This window comes from Pectobacterium parvum (genome assembly GCF_020971565.1).
GTDB classification, from domain to species: domain Bacteria; phylum Pseudomonadota; class Gammaproteobacteria; order Enterobacterales; family Enterobacteriaceae; genus Pectobacterium; species Pectobacterium polare.
Genome location: NZ_CP087392.1, coordinates 3551887 through 3568357 on the forward strand (window position 1 = coordinate 3551887; position 16471 = coordinate 3568357).

Sequence of the window (16471 nt, forward strand, 5' to 3'; positions counted from 1 at the left end):
CAGCCTCAACAGCAGCATAGATACGTGTCCAAGAGACAGAACGAAACGGCCTCGTAGTGGCACAAATATGTGTAAAGGGACTAAAACAAAGAGTGATGAAAACAGGGGTCATTGATGCACAAACCATTTTTTATCAGATTTTTCATCAGGGACATGTTTTTTTTGCGTAATCGCGCTTTTTTGACTCGCACATTACGCCATCACACACCGCGTTGTGTGCTGAAGATCGTGCTGACGACCGGGCTGGCCTGCGGTGGCCTTCCTTTCCTCTATAGCCCGCCGACGTTCGCTCAGGCTGTCGCGTTTGACTGGTCCGCCGCACCAACAGAACAGCAGGTCGACAGTCTGGATCTCAAGCAGGCTATTCTCCGCGCGTTCGCACGTAACCCACAAATCGCGCAGGCCTCGGCGCAAATTCGCGTCGGCGAGGCCGATCTGCGCGTGGCGCAAAGTGCCTGGTTCCCGCAAATCGGCCTGAGCGGCAACGTCGGCCGGTCAGATCAAAGTGATACTGGCGGCACGATGAGCAACAACTCCACGGCGGGTCTTACGCTGAAACAGCTTCTGTACGATTTCGGTAAGACGGGCGGCAGCATTGATGAACAACACAGCCTGTCAGATGCTTATCGCTATCAGCTTTACGGCACCATGACCACGGTCGGCCAGCAAACCTTGCTCACCTACCTGAAAATCAAACGCTATCAGGAACTGAGTCTGGCGGCCGAGCGTAATATCACATCGCTCAGTGTGGTAAAAGACACCGCGACGCTCCGCGCCGAGGCTGGTCTCAGTACGCAATCCGACATTCTGCAAGCGGAAACCCGCATCGCAGGTATGCGAGCAACGTTGGAACAATATCGGGCACTGGAACGTTCCTCGCTGGCACAGCTCAGCGTGTTAACTGGCGTTCTCCCCACCGCCCTGCCCGACCTGCCCCGCGCGCTGCTGCAACAAAAAATTACGCTCAAGGCGCTCCCGTACCAGCAGAGTAATGCGGTGCTGAGCGCGCAGTCCAAACAAGAGGCCTCGCGCCACCGGATTCGTCAGGCGGAAGCTCAGCACTTTCCCACCATTGCCGTACAGGCAGGCCGTACCCGCTATGAAACCGACAGGCGTAATTACTGGGACGATCAGCTACAGCTGGTGGTAGAAGCCCCGCTTTATCAGGGCGGTGCCGTCAGCGCACGCGTTGATGCGGCGTCAGGCACGCGCGAAGCGGCGCAGGCCGAAGTCGAAGCGGCGAAGCTGGATATGAACCAGAAAGCCTCAACGGCCTATGCCGATCTCATCGGTGCGCAGCAGCGTGAAAAAGCAAGCCAGCAGCAAATTACCAGCGCGACCTACACCCGCAACGTCTATCAGGATGAATACAAACTCAGCAAGCGCAGCCTGAACGATCTGCTCAGCGTTGAGCAAGACGTGTTACAGGCCGAAACCTCACGCATCGGCGCGTTATACGACGGCTGGGAGGCGACGGTTAACTATGCCGCTGCCGTCGATAATCTGCTGGATATGCTGGGTGTTGAACGTCATCAAGCTAGTGGCGAGACGCTACCGTCGCTGTAAGCCGGCTTGCCTGCCGGATAAGAACATGCAGGAATATCAATGACACACGTTACCCAAACTGAAGTCTGGATTGCCGCGATGGCTCGCGCCGCCGCCCACTATGGACAGGTGGTGGATACCCAGTCGGTACGCCAGCAAATGCGCTGGTACGAACAGCAGCCGATTGCCCGCCAGTTAGAACAAATCAGTCACCTGATGGGATTGAGCATCAGCCTGCGCCACACGGAGAAACTCCGCTGGCGCAACCAGATCTTACCAGTATTGGCGGAAACCGATGATGGCGGCGTCATCGTCATCGAATCATTGAATGATGAAGGCATTGCAACCTACTGGCTGAATGACGGCGGCGATCTTCAGCGCGAAGCCGAACTGACAGAACTCATCAAACACAGTCAGGGGATTATCGTGCTGGTCGGCATCGCGGAACGCGGCCGCGATACCCGCATCGATGATTTCGTTAAACCGTACCGCAAGCACTGGTTCTGGCAGCACTTTCGCGGCGCAAAACGACAGATCGGGGAAATTTCTCTGGCGTCTATCGTGGGTAACGTTCTGGCGCTGGCGGGGATTCTGTTCTCCATGCAGGTGTATGACCGCGTGATTCCGGCGCAGTCGATCCCCACCCTGTGGGTGCTGTTTTTCGGCGTGCTGCTGGCCGCCGCATTAGAGTACGCCATTCGTTTGTCACGCACCGTTGTCTCCGATTTGATGGGCAAAAGCATCGACCTGAACGTATCAGGCATGCTGTTCGCCCGCGCGCTGGCGATAAAAAACGAGGCCCGGCCGAAATCTACTGGCTCGTTTATTTCTCAGCTGCGGGAAATCGATCAGGTGCGTGAACTGCTGACCTCAACGACCGTCGGGGCAGCCGCTGACATGCCGTTCGTCTTGCTGTTTCTCGGCATCATGGCGATGATCGGCGGCCCGCTGGTGTTTATTCCTATGCTGGCGATCCCGCTGATTGTGATCCCCGGCCTGATGCTGCAATGGCCGATGGCGAAGCTCGCCAAAGAAGGGATGCGTGAAAGCGCATTGCGCAATGCGGTGCTGGTCGAGTCCATCGAAGGGATCGAAGATATTAAAGCGTTGCAGGCTGAACCCTACTTTCAGCGCCAGTGGGAGCAAACCCACGAAGTCAGCGCCGCCATCGGGATGAAGCAGCGCGTGTGGGGGGCACGGCTCAGCGGCTGGGCATCGACCGTTCAACAGCTCACCTATGCTGGCATGCTGGTTTTCGGCTGCTATCTGGTGATGGCAGGTGATATCACCACCGGTACGCTTGTGGCCTGTAGCCTACTTTCCTCCCGCACCATCGCCCCGCTCATGCAGCTAACGATGGTATTTTCCCGCTGGCAGCATGCGAAAACCGCCATGACCGGGCTGGATGACCTCCTGCAAAAACCACTGGATCGGCCGGAAGACGGCAAAATGGCACACTGCCCGATCCTTCAAGGGCACTTCCAGTTGCACAACGTGCAATACAGCTACGACCCAGAAAAGGGCGATACCGCCTTGCAGGTCGGCAAGCTGGAAATCAAACCGGGCGAAAAAGTGGCACTGCTGGGTAAGGTCGGCGCGGGGAAATCCACCCTGCTCAAGCTGCTTGCCAATCAGGCAACCGCGACGCGCGGCAAGGTCATTATTGATGGCGTTGATATCAGCCAGATCGATCCGGCGGATGTCCGCCGCCAACTGGGCTTCCTGTCACAGGAATCACGCCTGTTCTTCGGTAGCCTGCGGCAAAACCTGATGCTCGGCAATCCGCACGCCACCGAACAGGAGTTGTTGCAGGCGCTGCGCATTAGCGGCGCGCTCAGCCTGATCCAACAGGATGCTTCCAGTTTGGATCGCATCATTCATGAAGGCGGGCGCGGTTTATCCGGCGGGCAGAAACAGATGATCCTTCTCAGCAGGATGCTGTTGCGTAATCCCCAGATTGTGCTGCTGGATGAACCCACCGCCTCGATGGACGAACAGTTGGAAAGCCACGTTATTCAGCAATTAAGCAACTGGCTAACCGGCCGTACGCTGGTGCTGGTGACACACCGTCCGGCGCTGCTCAAGCTGGTCGATCGCGTGGTCGTCATGGATGGGGGACGCATCGTGGCAGATGGCCCGCATGACCAGATTTTGAAGGCGGTCAGCCAACCGGCAGATACCGCACAGAGCGTGGCGTAAGGGGAAATACAATGAGTAGCATCACGATCCACGATGACCTGAAACGCCAGGGTCGGCGCGTCTCCGTCATTATCTGGCTCAGCCTGCTGGGGCTGATCGTGTTTTTTATCTGGGCCAAATTCGCCGTGCTGGATGAAGTCTCCGTCGGAAGCGGCAAAGTCACGCCATCAACCCGCGCGCAGGTGATTGAAAGCCTGGATGGCGGGATCATCGGTCAGCTGTATGTGCAGCAGGGCAACGTCGTCGAGAAGGGTCAGGTGCTAGCGCAGTTGGATATCAACCGCTTCCAGTCCGTCTACGGCGAAGCCTTCTCCCGCGTGCAGACGCTGCGCGCCTCCGCCGAACGGCTGCACGCCGAACTCAGCAGCGCACCGCTAAAATTTAGCGAAGAAACCATGAAGGAACCGGCGCTGGCCGCACGCGAACGTCAGCTTTATGAATCACGCTTGCGCAATCGCGATGAAACGGTCGCCAACCTGCAACAGTCTATGCGGCTGGTAGAACAAGAGCTGCGGATGACGGAGCCGCTGGTGCAGCGCGGTGCTGCCAGCGCCGTCGAGGTAATTCGGCTACGCCGTCAGATTAGCGAAATTCGCGGCAAAATCGACGAAGCTAACAACCAATATGCCGTGCGGGCGCGTGAAGAACAGGTCAAAAACAACGCCGATCTGGAAGCACAGATGGAAGTAGTCAGTGGGAAAGCCGATCAGCTAAAACGCGCGACGATTACGTCACCGGTACGCGGGATTGTGAAAGACATTCAGGTAACAACCGTGGGCGGCGTGCTGCAACCGGGCGGCAAGCTGATGGAAATCGTGCCGCTGGAAGATCAATTGCTGATAGAAACGCGCATCAACCCGCGCGATATTGCCTATATCCGGCCGGGTTTGCCCGCCACGGTAAAAATCACCGCCTATGATTCTTCCATCTACGGCAATTTAACGGGCGAAGTCGAAAGCGTGTCGCCGGATACCCTTCAGGACGAAGTCAGGCGCGATCAGTTTTATTATCGGGTCTATGTGCGCACCACGCAGGCGGAGCTGACCAACAAAGCCGGGGAAAAATTCCCCATCGTGCCCGGCATGGTCGCCAGCGTTGAGATAAAAACGGGTCAAAAAAGCGTGATGGACTATCTGATTAAACCGCTGAATAAGGTCAATGAAGCGCTGCGTGAGCGTTAAACTCGCACCCGGAACAACGAGTGGCAGTGACAAACAGCAGCGCCGCACGGTTCCCCGCGCGGCGCTGTTATGACAGAACGATGTCTTAACCGCGTTATTTCTTAACGTTGACGTTCTTGATTTGCCATGTACTGTCGCTCGTCAGTTTGACGTTCTTCATGGTGACTTCTATCGGCTTTTTCGCGTTCTCGCCGTTCAGTACCACTACGCCTTTGGTTTGGGACGTAATATCTTTAAACGTAATGTCGCTCCAGTCAGGAACATTACTTCCCTCTTTTTTCTCATATACCGTATCAATCACGATCGGCTTCGCCACATTTTTCATGACGACATTGCTATACCGAACGCCAGTGACCTGCCCTGCCGCCGATTTGTCACTTTTAATACGTAAGCCATTCGTGGTGCCATTCATGTTCAGGTCATCGACGGTTACATTGTAAACCCCCATCGTTTCGCTGCCGATCGACATACCGTGGCCAGTTCCGAATTCGTTATGCAAAATGGAAATATTGCGCGTTTCGGCACGGCCTTTATAGGCTTTGATCGCCACGTTATCGTCACCCGTCGAAATATTGCTGTGGGCAATAGTGATATTTTTTGATGACATCGGATCGATACCGTCGGTGTTTCTGGCGGTGGACGGTGTTTTGATCGTGGTTTTCCACGCGGTGAAACCATCACCATCACTGAATACCACATGGAAGTTCGGGGAATTAATGAGAGAGATGTTATACAGCGTGAAATTCTTGCTCTTATTAATCTGAATCAGCCGGGGAGTATTCTGTTTTAACTTTTTCACTTTGGCATCGGCGGCCAAATCCCACCAGCTCACTTTTTTATCTTGAAGCTTCACGCCGCCTTGCCCATCAATAGTGCCCGGCATAGATTCCGCTACCTGTCGTACTCGTTGCGGTAATAAACGCGTCACAGCCTTTACCGTTTTTATCGACGACGCCGCAAGACGATGGCGCGTTCTCAAAAGACTTGGCGTTATTCACAGCACGTAAGGTCACCCCTTTGTCGATTAATAAGCTCACGCCAGAAGGCAGAGAAAGCGGACCGCTCAGAAAGACGGACGAACTCCCTGTGCTCAGCCTTACCGCTTTTCCTTGCCCGCAATTATTCAGAGCCTTTTGAATCGTACTCGTGGCCGTACTGCTGTCCGCTTTAAGCACCGTACAGGAAGACGGTGCTTTCGGTTCACTCACCGTTCGTGAGTCAGAAGCAAACGCCGATGCGCTGAACAGACCTAATAGCCCCAATGATAGTGATAAAACTCGCTTGCCTGATTGGTATTCCATGTCAAACCTTCCCTTATAGATATCCGCAATTTTATTGTGACTAAAAAGGAATGACGCATTTTCTTTATTTAATTAAGAAACATGAAACACCTTTATAGAAACTAAAAATTGTCGCATATGAATATGTAGATTAATAAAAGTCCATTTACATAAAACTTTGCTGATGTTTATCAAGAAAAGCATTCAGTTTTACGCATGGTTAAATTATCACCAGAAAATTAAATGGCACATCAACGAAACGTGGAAACAAATCGAATACTGTCATGCGCAGCAATAGGCGAGTGATAAGATTTCCACCTCGCCACATCATTAATTTCTCTTATCCTTTAACAAGAACCTTCCGAATATTTATTAATTTCCATAAAATAATTAAATGAAATATAATAAACGAGCAATAAAATTAAATATAAAATAATCACAGGCTAAATTAAATAATCTGATTAACCTCAATAAAATCGACGAATTATTATTCATTTCATATTCCCTGCTATATAATCCTTCCCGATGCGCAAGGACTCCCTCTTTATTTGGAATAAATAAAGAGAAAAACATCCGTTTAATTTACAAGGAAAAACACATGTTTAAGTATTTAACACCGATATTTTTATGCACCGCTGCTATTTCTTTTCAGGCTCAGGCTGATGACACCATGCTGATGCTGCTGAAAAAAGATAATGCCACCTATTTAAGCTGGTCTACCGATGCAGGCAACGTTGTTCGCCAGGATGTGTATCGCAGCACCAGTAGTGCGCAGGCAGGCAGCGAAAAAATCGCAGAGCTCAATTCCACAGACAGAACCTTTACCGATTTAAGCGCCAATCCACAGTCAGACTATTGGTATTGGGTGGATACCGTTAGCGGCAATAATAGCGTTCTGAAATCTAATGCTGCCTCAACAGCACCTGCGCCATTACGTGCAGCGCCGCTTAAGGCAGCGAGTCCAGAATGTAAAGCGGGAGCGGTAATTAAAGATAAAACCGTCGACTGCGGTGGTATTACTCTGGGTCTGAGCTGTAGCGGTGACAGTGATAAACAGCCTCCTGTTATCACGCTGGAAAATGCCACCATTAAGAACCTGCGCATCTCTGAAAAAGGCGGTTCTGACGGTATCCACTGTAAGTCAGGCAACTGCCGTATTGAAAACGTGATCTGGGAAGACGTTTGTGAAGATGCGGCAACCAACCTGGGTAAAACCATGACCATCGTTGGCGGTGTTGCCCACAACACCGCCAATGGCCCTGGCGGCAAGCCGGACAAAGTGCTGCAACAGAATGCCAAAAACAGCCACACGATCGTACAGGGCAACTTCACCCTGACCGGTCAACACGGCAAACTGTGGCGCTCTTGCGGTGACTGCACCAACAACGGTGGCCCACGTAACCTGACCATCATCAGCGCAACCGTTAACGGCACCATCGACAGCATCGCTGGCGTAAACCGTAACTTTGGCGATGTCGCTGAAATCCGCGATTTGCGTATTAAAGGCTACAAAGAAGGTAAACCGCCGGTATGTGAAGAGTTTAACGGTGTAGAAAAAGGGAAAGGAAAGTCCGATAAATACGGAGAGTTCTGGGATACCAAGAACTGCAAAGTCAGCCGTTCAAACGTTAAGCCGCTGTAATTCTGCCAGCAGAATTCACATATAAATTAATACCTCCTCTGGGGTCCTGACGCATCCATCTTCAACAGACCGTGCTATCAAGCACGGTCTGTTTCATTTCATCATCCTTGCTGCAATTCGGTAAACAGCATGCGCTTCAGCGCCAGCTCGACACCACGCAGTTCCGCCAGCCCTTTCAACCGCCCAATTGCCGAGTATCCAGGATTGGTTTTCTTTTTCAGATCGTCCAGCATCTGATGCCCGTGATCTGGCCGCATCGGGATCGGACGGCGATCGCCCGCCTTCTGACGCCGCAATTCTTCCGCCAAAATGACCTTGATAATCGCCACCATATCCACATCCCCCTGCAAATGCGCCCCTTCATGGAACGAGTTGGGATTGTCTTCCCGACAGGTGGCACGCAGATGGGTGAAATGCACGCGATCGCCGAACGTTTCCAACATCGTCACCAGATCGTTATCAGCACGTACGCCGTACGATCCTGTGCAGAAGGTAAAGCCGTTATGAAGGCTATCGACCGTCTGTTTCAGCCAGCGCATGTCGTCAATCGTCGACATCACGCGCGGCAGCCCCAGGATCGGACGCGGTGGATCGTCAGGGTGAATGGCAAGACGAAGGCCGACAGCCTCCGCAACGGGCACAATCTCACGGAGGAAATGCCCAAGGTGCTCACGGAGTTTCGCATGGTCGATACCATCATATTCCGCCAGACGGCCACGGAATTGCTCCAGCGTATAGCCCTCTTCAGAGCCCGGCAGCCCGGCGATAATGTTGCCCGTCAGGCGCGCGATATCCTCTTCGCTCATCGCACGGAAGTAGTCGGCAGCCTGTGCCTGTTCATCCGCCGTATAATCTTTTTCAGCACCATGACGCTTCAGGATATGCAGTTCAAAAGCCGCAAAGGCGATATGATCGAAACGCAGCGCTTTTGCACCATCCGGCAGAACGTATTCCAGATCGGTTCGCGTCCAGTCCAGTACAGGCATGAAGTTATAACACACCGTATCGATCCCGCACTGCGCCAGGTTACGTAGCGATTGCTGATAATTGGCAATATGCTGCTGATAATTCCCCGTCTGCGTTTTGATCTCTTCATGAACCGGCACGCTTTCTACTACCGACCACACCAGCCCTTTCGCCTTCAATTCGGCTTTGCGCTTTTCAATCTCTTCAATCGACCAGATTTCGCCATTCGGGATGTGGTGCAACGCCGTCACCACGCCGGTCGCACCAGCTTGCCGCACATCATCCAGTGAGACAGGATCGTTCGGGCCGTACCAACGCCAGGTTTGTTCCATACCGAGTTACCCTTTTATTTTCGTCAAGATAGTGAGTTGTCGTCGAGAATAGGAAAAGCCTACCTCACCGGGGCAAGCTGTCAAACGAAACTCACGAATTGATTGACCAATTACACAAAAAATTCGCACTTTGGACTAACATCATGCGTATTCAGGCTGAAATCGTGAGGGGGAAAGTCAGAAACGAATTATTTGGTCTGATATCTTTTCTCTCCGTACACCAATGCGATGCCAGAGAGAAAAGTTACACAGGGAAAGGGGAGTCAGGATTCCAGACGTGAAGGGACAGACTCGAACAGGTAGCCATCAAAGGCCGGATCGTCCACGTTCGAGATTTCAAGCAGTTTAATTTTTACGTTTTCCAGATGCTGCCACATTGCCTGACGCGCCATGTTCACATCGCGGCGAGACACGGCACGCAGGATTTTTTCATGATCGTCCAGCCACTGGCGCTGATAGCTGAAATCATCGGTATGGGAGTGAATACCTTGCCACATTGGGCTGCGTTTACGCGCCTGCCACACCTCATACACCATATTGGCTAAGACGCTGTTTTGGGTAGACTGCGCCAGCAGGCAATGGAATTGTTCATCGGCGCTTTCATCCACGCTGCCGTTCTCAAGCGACGCCCGTTCTTGTTCAATGGCCTGCCGCATTTTCACGATGTCGCTTTTGGTCGCCTGCATCGCGGCAAACGCTGCGACTTCGCCTTCCAGCAGTTGACGCGCCTGCATCAGCTCGAAGGGGCCATAGCCGCTGTCCACCACGCTGTCTTTTCCCTGTGCGCTCGGCAGCTGCATGACATAAACGCCAGAGCCTTTACGCACCTCAATCAGCTTTTCCAGCTCCAGCATAATCAGCGCTTCACGCACCACGCTGCGGCTGACGTTGTAGGTTTCAGCAATATCACGCTCGGGAGGCAAGCGGTCGCCAATCTGATAGTTTCCCTTCAGAATTTCCGCGCGAAGATTGTCGCCAATCTGCTGATATAAACGCATACCGCCATCCCTTTATTCAACATCGGCCATCGTAATATTGGCCTGACCAAAAGACAGAAAAAACGCCAGAGTTGTCTGAAGTATAACATGAAGCCATACAGCGCCGCACGTTGAGCAATCTGCATACGAAATGATTTCGGATATAGTGTTGTCAACACGCCATTATCCCGTTAGCGATCAGAGTGATATTGCCAGAAGGCAAGGAGCATAAATGACAATAAGCGTATTCCGGTTCGTTTCGTGGGGAGCCTGGAAACGGGTGATGGCAGGTCTGTTCGTCCTCATCGGCGTACTTTTCATGGTGGGATGCAACAGCAGTCCGCGCGACATCACGCCATTAGGGCAAACCTCATTCGAGCGTTACCAGCAAGACACCACACGCTGGGTCGCTGAGCACCGTGCCTTTCAAACCACGGATAAGCAGTTGGAATTACGTTGGAATACGCCCAGTGAAACCCGCCCCCTCGGCCAACCGCAGAAAGCCATCTTATTGGTACACGGGTTGGGCGATTCACCCGGTTCATTCACAGACATCACCCCCAAATTGGTCGAACAAGGCTTTCTGGTCAGAACCGTGTTGCTACCGGGTCATGGCACCCGCCCCTCCGCTCTGTTGCACGTCACCGTCGATGACTGGCGCAGCGTAGTCGCCGAGCAGGCGGCCATCCTCAGCAAAGAGGTCGATGAGGTTTATCTGGGCGGCTTTTCCACTGGCGGCAATCTGGTACTGGAATACGCCTTACAGCATCCTGAAATCAAAGGGCTGGTACTGTTCTCCCCCGCGATTAAATCCAACGAAAAATATGCCTTCATGGCGCCGGTGCTGTCCGTGTTTACCGACTGGCTGATGCCGCCGCGCCCCGGTTACCCCCAGCAGTTGGCAACCCGCTATATGCGCGTGCCGACCAACGGTTTCGCCCAATATTATTATTCCAGCAGCGGTGTGCGTTCAGAGCTCGCCAAAAAGCCGTATGACAAACCGGTGTTAATTGTACTGGCGGAACATGATTCTGTCGTCGATACGACTTACCTTGTCGACACGTTCGATAAGCAGTTTACCCACCCACGCAGCCGTCTGATCTGGTATGGCGATCGCCCTGCCGGTATCCATTCCTCACGCGTGTTGGTGCGGACAGGCTCGCTGCCCGACTGGCGCATCAGCCAGTTCTCGCACATGTCGCTCCTGTTCTCACCAGACAATAAAGAGTACGGCAAAGCCGGAGCGATCGTCATCTGCGCCAACGGACAACCCCTGAACGACCTGAAAACCTGTCAGGACCGCAGCACACTGTGGTATTCCGACTGGGGATACGTGGAAAATGGCAAAACCCATGTGCGCCTGACCTTTAACCCCTACTTCGATTGGCAAAATCAGATCATGGCCAACGTACTCGACGCGCAATAACACAGGTGTCTCCCTAAATAATTCGAGTTGCAGGCAGGCGGCAACCGCGCGAGTCCCCAGGAGCTTACGCCAGTAAGTGACTGGGGTGAGTAAGGGAAGCCAACGCACCTGCTGCTTGAAGTATGACGGGAGTTGTCATCATTTGGTCATCAAGGGCATGTATTTTGACTTAAAGATAAATACGCCCAAAGATTAACCATGATCGCCATGCCCGTTCCTTGCGCCCGACCACTCCTCCGGGGTACACCGGTAGCGCGAGATCTTTGCATTCCTCTGCCGGACGTTTCTCCTAACACCGACAACGCCACCGTATTGCAGTTGTTCAGTAAGAATAAAGAGTGGGTCAGCCTGCCTGTGGTGGAGGATGGACGCCCTTTCGGCTTAATCAACCGCCATATTTTTCTCTCGCAGATGTCCCGGCCTTTTTATCGTGAACTGTACGACAAAAAGAGCTGCATCGCGTTTATGGATAAAAATCCGCTAATTGTCGATGCGCTGGCGTCATTGAACGACGTCGCCGATCAAACGGTGATTACCGGTGATAAATCGCTGACGGACGGCTTTATGATCACTGAGAACGGGCGTTATATCGGTATCGGATTAGGCATCGATCTGATCAAGGCCGTCTCCGATATGCACCTGTGCCAACATCAGCAGATTATGCAGAGCATTGAATATGCCAGCGTGATTCAGACAGCGATGCTGACAACGTCGACACAGGCGATGTCCCGCACGCTTGCCGACTGGTGTTTAGCTTGGGAACCGCGAGACTGTGTCGGCGGCGACTGTTATGCCTTTAAAACCTATCAGAACGGCTGGCTTGCCGCCGTCGCGGACTGTACCGGACACGGCGTACCCGGCGCATTCATGACCCTGATTTTCTCTTCCGCGCTGGAACAGGCGCTGACACAGCACGGCCCGATGCTACCAGCGCAGTTATTACAGGCAATCAACCGTCATATCAAAGATACGCTGGGGCAGCGTGACGAAGCGCGTCAGCTTTCTACTTCTAACGACGGCTGCGACGCGATGCTGGTGTTCTGCGATATGACGCGAAACACGCTGACGTTTTCCGGTGCGCGGATGCCCGCTTTCATGTTGCAACGCCAGACCGGAGAGCTAACACCACTCCAGTGCGACCGTATGGGGGTCGGCTATACCGAAACGCCTTATGACTACCAGTGGTCGAGCTATGAATTGCCGCTTCATGACAACGATATATTTTTCACCACCACGGATGGATTGACGGATCAAATCGGCGGGGAACGCCGGATTATGTTTGGTAAACGTCGCCTACAGGAGTACCTCCAGCACCATCAACACCAGCCGATGCGCGAACTGGCTAACCAGCTCCTGCCGGCACACAAGATCTACCAGGGCGATCAGACCCGACGAGACGATTTAACATTTTGGGGCTTCCGACATTGTTCGACTTTTGTTTAATCAGGCAGACAGAATGATGCCAAACATCAAATACACTGAATTTTTTTCGCCCTCACACCAGCATGACATCACGCTGTATTACGTGGGCTATTTTTCACAAAACATCATCAGTTCACTGGCCGAAACCATGCGGCTACAGCTGGAGAAAAAACAGCTTCCTGCTGGCATCCGTCGCCGACTGTTCTCTACGTTCGTCGAAATGGTGCAGAACATTACCCGCTATTCCGCTGCACCGCTAACCGCGCTCGATCACACCGCCGAAGTCCGTCATGGCTCGGTGTGTCTGGGTTACGAAAATGGGAAATACTTCCTGTTGTGCGCCAATCCGGTACACCCCGACGATGTCGAGACGCTGCGAGGACGTCTTGAGCCGCTGCGCGGCATGACGCTTGATGAAATCCGACTCGCCTACAAAGTCTCTCTGCGTGATGAAACCCCGTCATCAAGCAAAGGCGCGGATATGGGGCTGTTGACCGTCGCGCGTGATGCCAGTGAGCCACTCCAGTTTACGTTTCGGGCCGATGCATCAACGGGGCTATCTACGTTTTATCTGAAGGCAATCATTTGACATGAAAAATATAACAACCCTAAGCAACCTCCATATTTCGGGGACATCCTGTACCCCGACGGTTGATTTTCACTTTGACACACACCGTCTTTATCTTTCCGGCGAATCTTATCCTGAGAACGCTGCGGCGTTTTATCGCCCACTGCTCACCGAGATTCAAGCGTACCTGCACGCGTTAACAACCTACGCGGAAACCATGCCGCCGGATGAAGCGCTGCCGAGCATCGAAATTCACGTTTCCCTGATTTACTTCAACAGTTCCAGCACCAAGATGCTGTTCAGTTTATTCAATCTGCTTAATCAGGCGGCTGAACAGACGCTCTCAATTGCGCTGTATTGGTATTACGACAAAGACGACGATATTGCGGAAGAATTTGGTGAAGAGCTTCACATCGATTTCCCTGCCCTGACCTTTCACAGCACAATTTTGAGTGATAATCATGAGCACAATTGAATTGTTTACACCGGAATACGACATTCTGCTCGCCGCGCGCAACATCGCTAACCAGCAGGAAAGACCAGCAGAAGTCTATCGCGACACGCTGCTGGCGTTAACCGACCACTATCAGCGGCTGGTACGTGAGTCGCACCGCCTGATTTCGCGCAGCGACCGGGCGGAGAAAGAGCTGAACCGTCTGAATGCACAGCTCAATCAGTTGGCCGTCGAGTTGGAATACAAAGCCAGCCACGATCCGTTGACCAGCGTGTATAACCGTGGCGCGATTATTGAACGCATTAACCACGCGCTGGAGCGCAGTCAGGCCGCGCTCATCGTGCTGGATATCGACCACTTCAAGCAGGTGAACGATACCTATGGTCACCCAACCGGCGACGCCGTGATCTGCGATCTGGTCTCACGCGTGCAGCACGTGCTGAATACCTCGAGCAGCATTGGTCGCGTCGGCGGTGAAGAGTTCACGATCCTGCTGGAAGGGCACACGCTCATGCAGGCCGTCTCGCTCGCCAGCCGCCTGCATCAGGATCTCAACAGAATGCCGCTCAGCGTACTGCCGCAACAGCGCGTTACTGCCAGCTTCGGCGTCAGTTGGGCCCCACAGAAAACCCGTTTCGATGCGCTCTACAGTGCCGCAGATGTCGCGCTCTATCAGGCCAAAGAAAAAGGCAGAAATCGCGTGGAGTTTCAGTAAGTCGCAGGCTGGGCGATTGCCGTCGCCCTGACTCACGACCATAATAGTGGGTATCGGCTTTTCCGAGACAGATTCCCCTATGCGATTCGATTTAACCGATCTCCGGCTGTTTCTCAATATTCAGAAAGCAGGCAGCATTACCGGTGGCGCAGCGGCGTCCAGCCTGACCGTGCAGGCTGCCAGCGAGCGAATCCGGGGAATGGAAGAGGAACTTGGCGTACCGCTGCTGCTGCGCTCAAAGGCGGGCGTCTCGCTCACCGACGCAGGCTTTTCGCTGGCACACCATGCCCACATTATCCTGCGTCAGGTAGAACATATGCGCAGCGAATTACACCAGTACAGCAAAGGGCTGCGCGGCCATATTCCGCTACTGTGCAACTCTGCGGCGCTGAATGAATATTTGCCTGCCCTGCTGGGCCGCTATCTGGTGGTCTGCCCGCAGATATCCGTCGCGGTGAATGAAAAACTCAGCCGCGATATCATCAGCGCTATTCGTAATCAAACCGCCGACCTTGGCATTGTGGCCGATTCCGTACCGCTCGACGGGCTGGAAACACGACCGTTTCGTCAGGACGAACTGGTGGTTGTGGTTCCCCGTGACAGCATCTGGTCTGACGCACAACAGCTCACCTTTTACGCCATTGCCGACGCCGAATTTATCGGGCTTAGCGAAGGCGCGGCCTTGCAGGAGCACATCGACGAGCACGCCAGAAGGCTGGGGAAGCGCCTGAATTACCGCGTGCGTCTTGCCAGCTTCGATGCCGTCACGCAAGTGATTCACAGCGGTATCGGCATTGGTATTCTTCCGCGACATGCCGCACAGCGCATGATGGAACGGCTGGCGATTCACACGATTCCGCTGTCAGACGACTGGGCAATGCGTAATCTGGTTATCTGCGCCCGCCAGTTTTCCGCGCTGCCCGGCTATGTTCAGGATTTCGTGGCTTTTATTACGGCAGAGAGCGCAGATTAAAGCAGCCCGCGTGCAGCCATATATCCGCCTAGCGCCACCAGCCCGATAAAAAAACAGCGCCGGAAAACCAGTTCGCTAATCGCGTGGCGCAGGCGTTGCCCAATAATCATACCCAGCAGCGCGGGAATCAGCGCCAGCACCGATTGCCAGAGATCGATGCCCTGTAGCCCGACGCCCTGCATCAGCTGTATCGCCAATCCCAGCGTGGAAACGGTAAACGCCAGCCCCAGAGCCTGTACCAGATCGTTTTTATTGAGCCGCAGGCATTGCAGGTAAGGCACGGCGGGAATTACGAAGACGCCCGTTGCCGCCGTGATAGCGCCGGTGATGTAGCCCACCAGCGGCGACAGCCAGACTTCGTGACGACCGGGCTGCGGCAAAGTCGTCGCTACGATACCCCACAGGCCATAAACCACCAAAATGCCGCCGAGCGCCGCGCTCGTCCATGACGATGGCGAAGTTAGCGCCGGCAGGCCATTCCAGAACGTCCCAATAATGATCCCAGCAAACAGCGTCCAAAACCGTTTAATCAGGCTAAGAAAGGCGGGGCCGCAGGCGAGCTGCCAGATGTTGGTCACTAGCGAAGGAACGATCAAAAGCCCTGCCGCGCTGGCGGCGGGCATTACTAGCGTTAACAAGCCCATCGCGATCGTTGGTAATCCCAGGCCAATCACGCCTTTCACCACTCCAGCCAGCAGGAACACCACCATCATCGTCGTCATTTATTGCCTCGGTTTGCAAAGCATATTCTTATAAAACAGTAAGATAGGAAAGAATAAAAAAACGCTACG

General features: G+C 53.5%; 13 protein-coding genes and 1 pseudogene. 10 read left to right on the plus strand and 4 right to left on the minus strand.

The genetic code is table 11. The features are described 5' to 3' along the window. Positions 1-114: 114 nt before the first annotated feature. From LOZ86_RS15865 to LOZ86_RS15875, 3 genes are read left to right on the plus strand one after another with little or no spacing between them, the layout of a single operon-like run. Positions 115-1566 (plus strand): TolC family outer membrane protein, encoded by a 1452-nt coding sequence (locus LOZ86_RS15865; RefSeq protein ID WP_039485382.1) that lies wholly within the window; start codon positions 115-117, stop codon positions 1564-1566. A 39-nt stretch (positions 1567-1605) separates the two neighbouring features. After that, a complete protein-coding gene (locus LOZ86_RS15870; protein WP_230242298.1) occupies positions 1606-3744 on the plus strand; it encodes a type I secretion system permease/ATPase in 2139 nt (712 codons plus the stop codon). An 11-nt stretch (positions 3745-3755) separates the two neighbouring features. After that, positions 3756-4925, plus strand: a complete 1170-nt coding sequence (locus LOZ86_RS15875) for an HlyD family type I secretion periplasmic adaptor subunit (RefSeq protein ID WP_039485378.1) — start codon at positions 3756-3758, stop codon at positions 4923-4925. 94 nt (positions 4926-5019) lie between these two features. On the opposite strand, the pseudogene LOZ86_RS15880 reads toward LOZ86_RS15875, so the two are convergent. Further along, positions 5020-6226: pseudogene (locus LOZ86_RS15880) on the minus strand (glycoside hydrolase family 28 protein). Between the two features lie 577 nt (positions 6227-6803). Between LOZ86_RS15880 and pelI the strand changes: the two are divergent. Further along, the gene (pelI, locus tag LOZ86_RS15885; RefSeq protein WP_039485375.1) at positions 6804-7847 is read left to right on the plus strand and encodes a pectate lyase PelI; all 1044 of its coding nucleotides are present in this window, start codon (positions 6804-6806) and stop codon (positions 7845-7847) included. A 101-nt stretch (positions 7848-7948) separates the two neighbouring features. Here pelI and uxuA read toward each other — a convergent pair whose 3' ends face one another. Together uxuA and LOZ86_RS15895 are read right to left on the minus strand one after the other, a co-directional pair. Next, entirely contained in the window at positions 7949-9145 is a 1197-nt protein-coding gene (gene uxuA / locus LOZ86_RS15890) for a mannonate dehydratase (protein WP_039485372.1), read from the minus strand. Between the two features lie 263 nt (positions 9146-9408). Next, positions 9409-10143 (minus strand): FCD domain-containing protein, encoded by a 735-nt coding sequence (locus LOZ86_RS15895; protein WP_039485370.1) that lies wholly within the window; start codon positions 10141-10143, stop codon positions 9409-9411. Between the two features lie 211 nt (positions 10144-10354). Here LOZ86_RS15895 and LOZ86_RS15900 point away from each other — a divergent pair, with 211 nt between their 5' ends. The 6 genes from LOZ86_RS15900 (at position 10355) to LOZ86_RS15925 (ending at position 15680) form a co-directional block, all read left to right on the plus strand. Further along, on the plus strand, positions 10355-11548 hold the full coding sequence (locus tag LOZ86_RS15900) for an alpha/beta hydrolase (RefSeq protein ID WP_230242305.1): 1194 nt from the start codon (positions 10355-10357) through the stop codon (positions 11546-11548). Positions 11549-11746: 198 nt separating this feature from the next. Further along, positions 11747-12991, plus strand: coding sequence for a SpoIIE family protein phosphatase (locus tag LOZ86_RS15905; RefSeq protein WP_230242307.1), 1245 nt, complete (start codon positions 11747-11749; stop codon positions 12989-12991). Positions 12992-13004: 13 nt separating this feature from the next. Next, positions 13005-13559, plus strand: coding sequence for a SiaB family protein kinase (locus LOZ86_RS15910; protein ID WP_039485363.1), 555 nt, complete (start codon positions 13005-13007; stop codon positions 13557-13559). 1 nt (position 13560) lies between these two features. Next, a complete protein-coding gene (locus LOZ86_RS15915; protein WP_039485361.1) occupies positions 13561-14013 on the plus strand; it encodes a DUF1987 domain-containing protein in 453 nt (150 codons plus the stop codon). Then, complete coding sequence (locus LOZ86_RS15920; protein WP_039485359.1) at positions 14000-14707, plus strand: GGDEF domain-containing protein; 708 nt, start codon at positions 14000-14002, stop codon at positions 14705-14707. Before LOZ86_RS15915 ends, LOZ86_RS15920 begins: the two co-directional genes overlap by 14 nt. 79 nt (positions 14708-14786) lie before the next feature. After that, the gene (locus LOZ86_RS15925) at positions 14787-15680 is read left to right on the plus strand and encodes a LysR family transcriptional regulator (protein WP_230242309.1); all 894 of its coding nucleotides are present in this window, start codon (positions 14787-14789) and stop codon (positions 15678-15680) included. Here LOZ86_RS15925 and LOZ86_RS15930 read toward each other — a convergent pair. Beyond that, positions 15677-16402: a sulfite exporter TauE/SafE family protein gene (locus LOZ86_RS15930; protein WP_207783197.1), complete on the minus strand. Its 726-nt coding sequence runs from the start codon at positions 16400-16402 to the stop codon at positions 15677-15679. The genes LOZ86_RS15925 and LOZ86_RS15930 overlap by 4 nt on opposite strands. Positions 16403-16471: the final 69 nt, after the last annotated feature.

Bases quoted from the DNA above. Each gene is read 5' to 3' on its own strand.
- LOZ86_RS15910 (WP_039485363.1), top strand. From the start codon at position 13,005: ATGATGCCAAACATCAAATACACTGAATTTTTTTCGCCCTCACACCAG.
- LOZ86_RS15915 (WP_039485361.1), top strand. From the start codon at position 13,561: ATGAAAAATATAACAACCCTAAGCAACCTCCATATTTCGGGGACATCC.
- LOZ86_RS15895 (WP_039485370.1), bottom strand. From the start codon at position 10,143: ATGCGTTTATATCAGCAGATTGGCGACAATCTTCGCGCGGAAATTCTG.
- LOZ86_RS15905 (WP_230242307.1), top strand. From the start codon at position 11,747: ATGATCGCCATGCCCGTTCCTTGCGCCCGACCACTCCTCCGGGGTACA.
- uxuA (WP_039485372.1), bottom strand. From the start codon at position 9,145: ATGGAACAAACCTGGCGTTGGTACGGCCCGAACGATCCTGTCTCACTG.
- LOZ86_RS15870 (WP_230242298.1), top strand. From the start codon at position 1,606: ATGACACACGTTACCCAAACTGAAGTCTGGATTGCCGCGATGGCTCGC.
- LOZ86_RS15930 (WP_207783197.1), bottom strand. From the start codon at position 16,402: ATGACGACGATGATGGTGGTGTTCCTGCTGGCTGGAGTGGTGAAAGGC.
- LOZ86_RS15925 (WP_230242309.1), top strand. From the start codon at position 14,787: ATGCGATTCGATTTAACCGATCTCCGGCTGTTTCTCAATATTCAGAAA.
- LOZ86_RS15900 (WP_230242305.1), top strand. From the start codon at position 10,355: ATGACAATAAGCGTATTCCGGTTCGTTTCGTGGGGAGCCTGGAAACGG.
- LOZ86_RS15865 (WP_039485382.1), top strand. From the start codon at position 115: ATGCACAAACCATTTTTTATCAGATTTTTCATCAGGGACATGTTTTTT.
- LOZ86_RS15920 (WP_039485359.1), top strand. From the start codon at position 14,000: ATGAGCACAATTGAATTGTTTACACCGGAATACGACATTCTGCTCGCC.
- LOZ86_RS15875 (WP_039485378.1), top strand. From the start codon at position 3,756: ATGAGTAGCATCACGATCCACGATGACCTGAAACGCCAGGGTCGGCGC.
- pelI (WP_039485375.1), top strand. From the start codon at position 6,804: ATGTTTAAGTATTTAACACCGATATTTTTATGCACCGCTGCTATTTCT.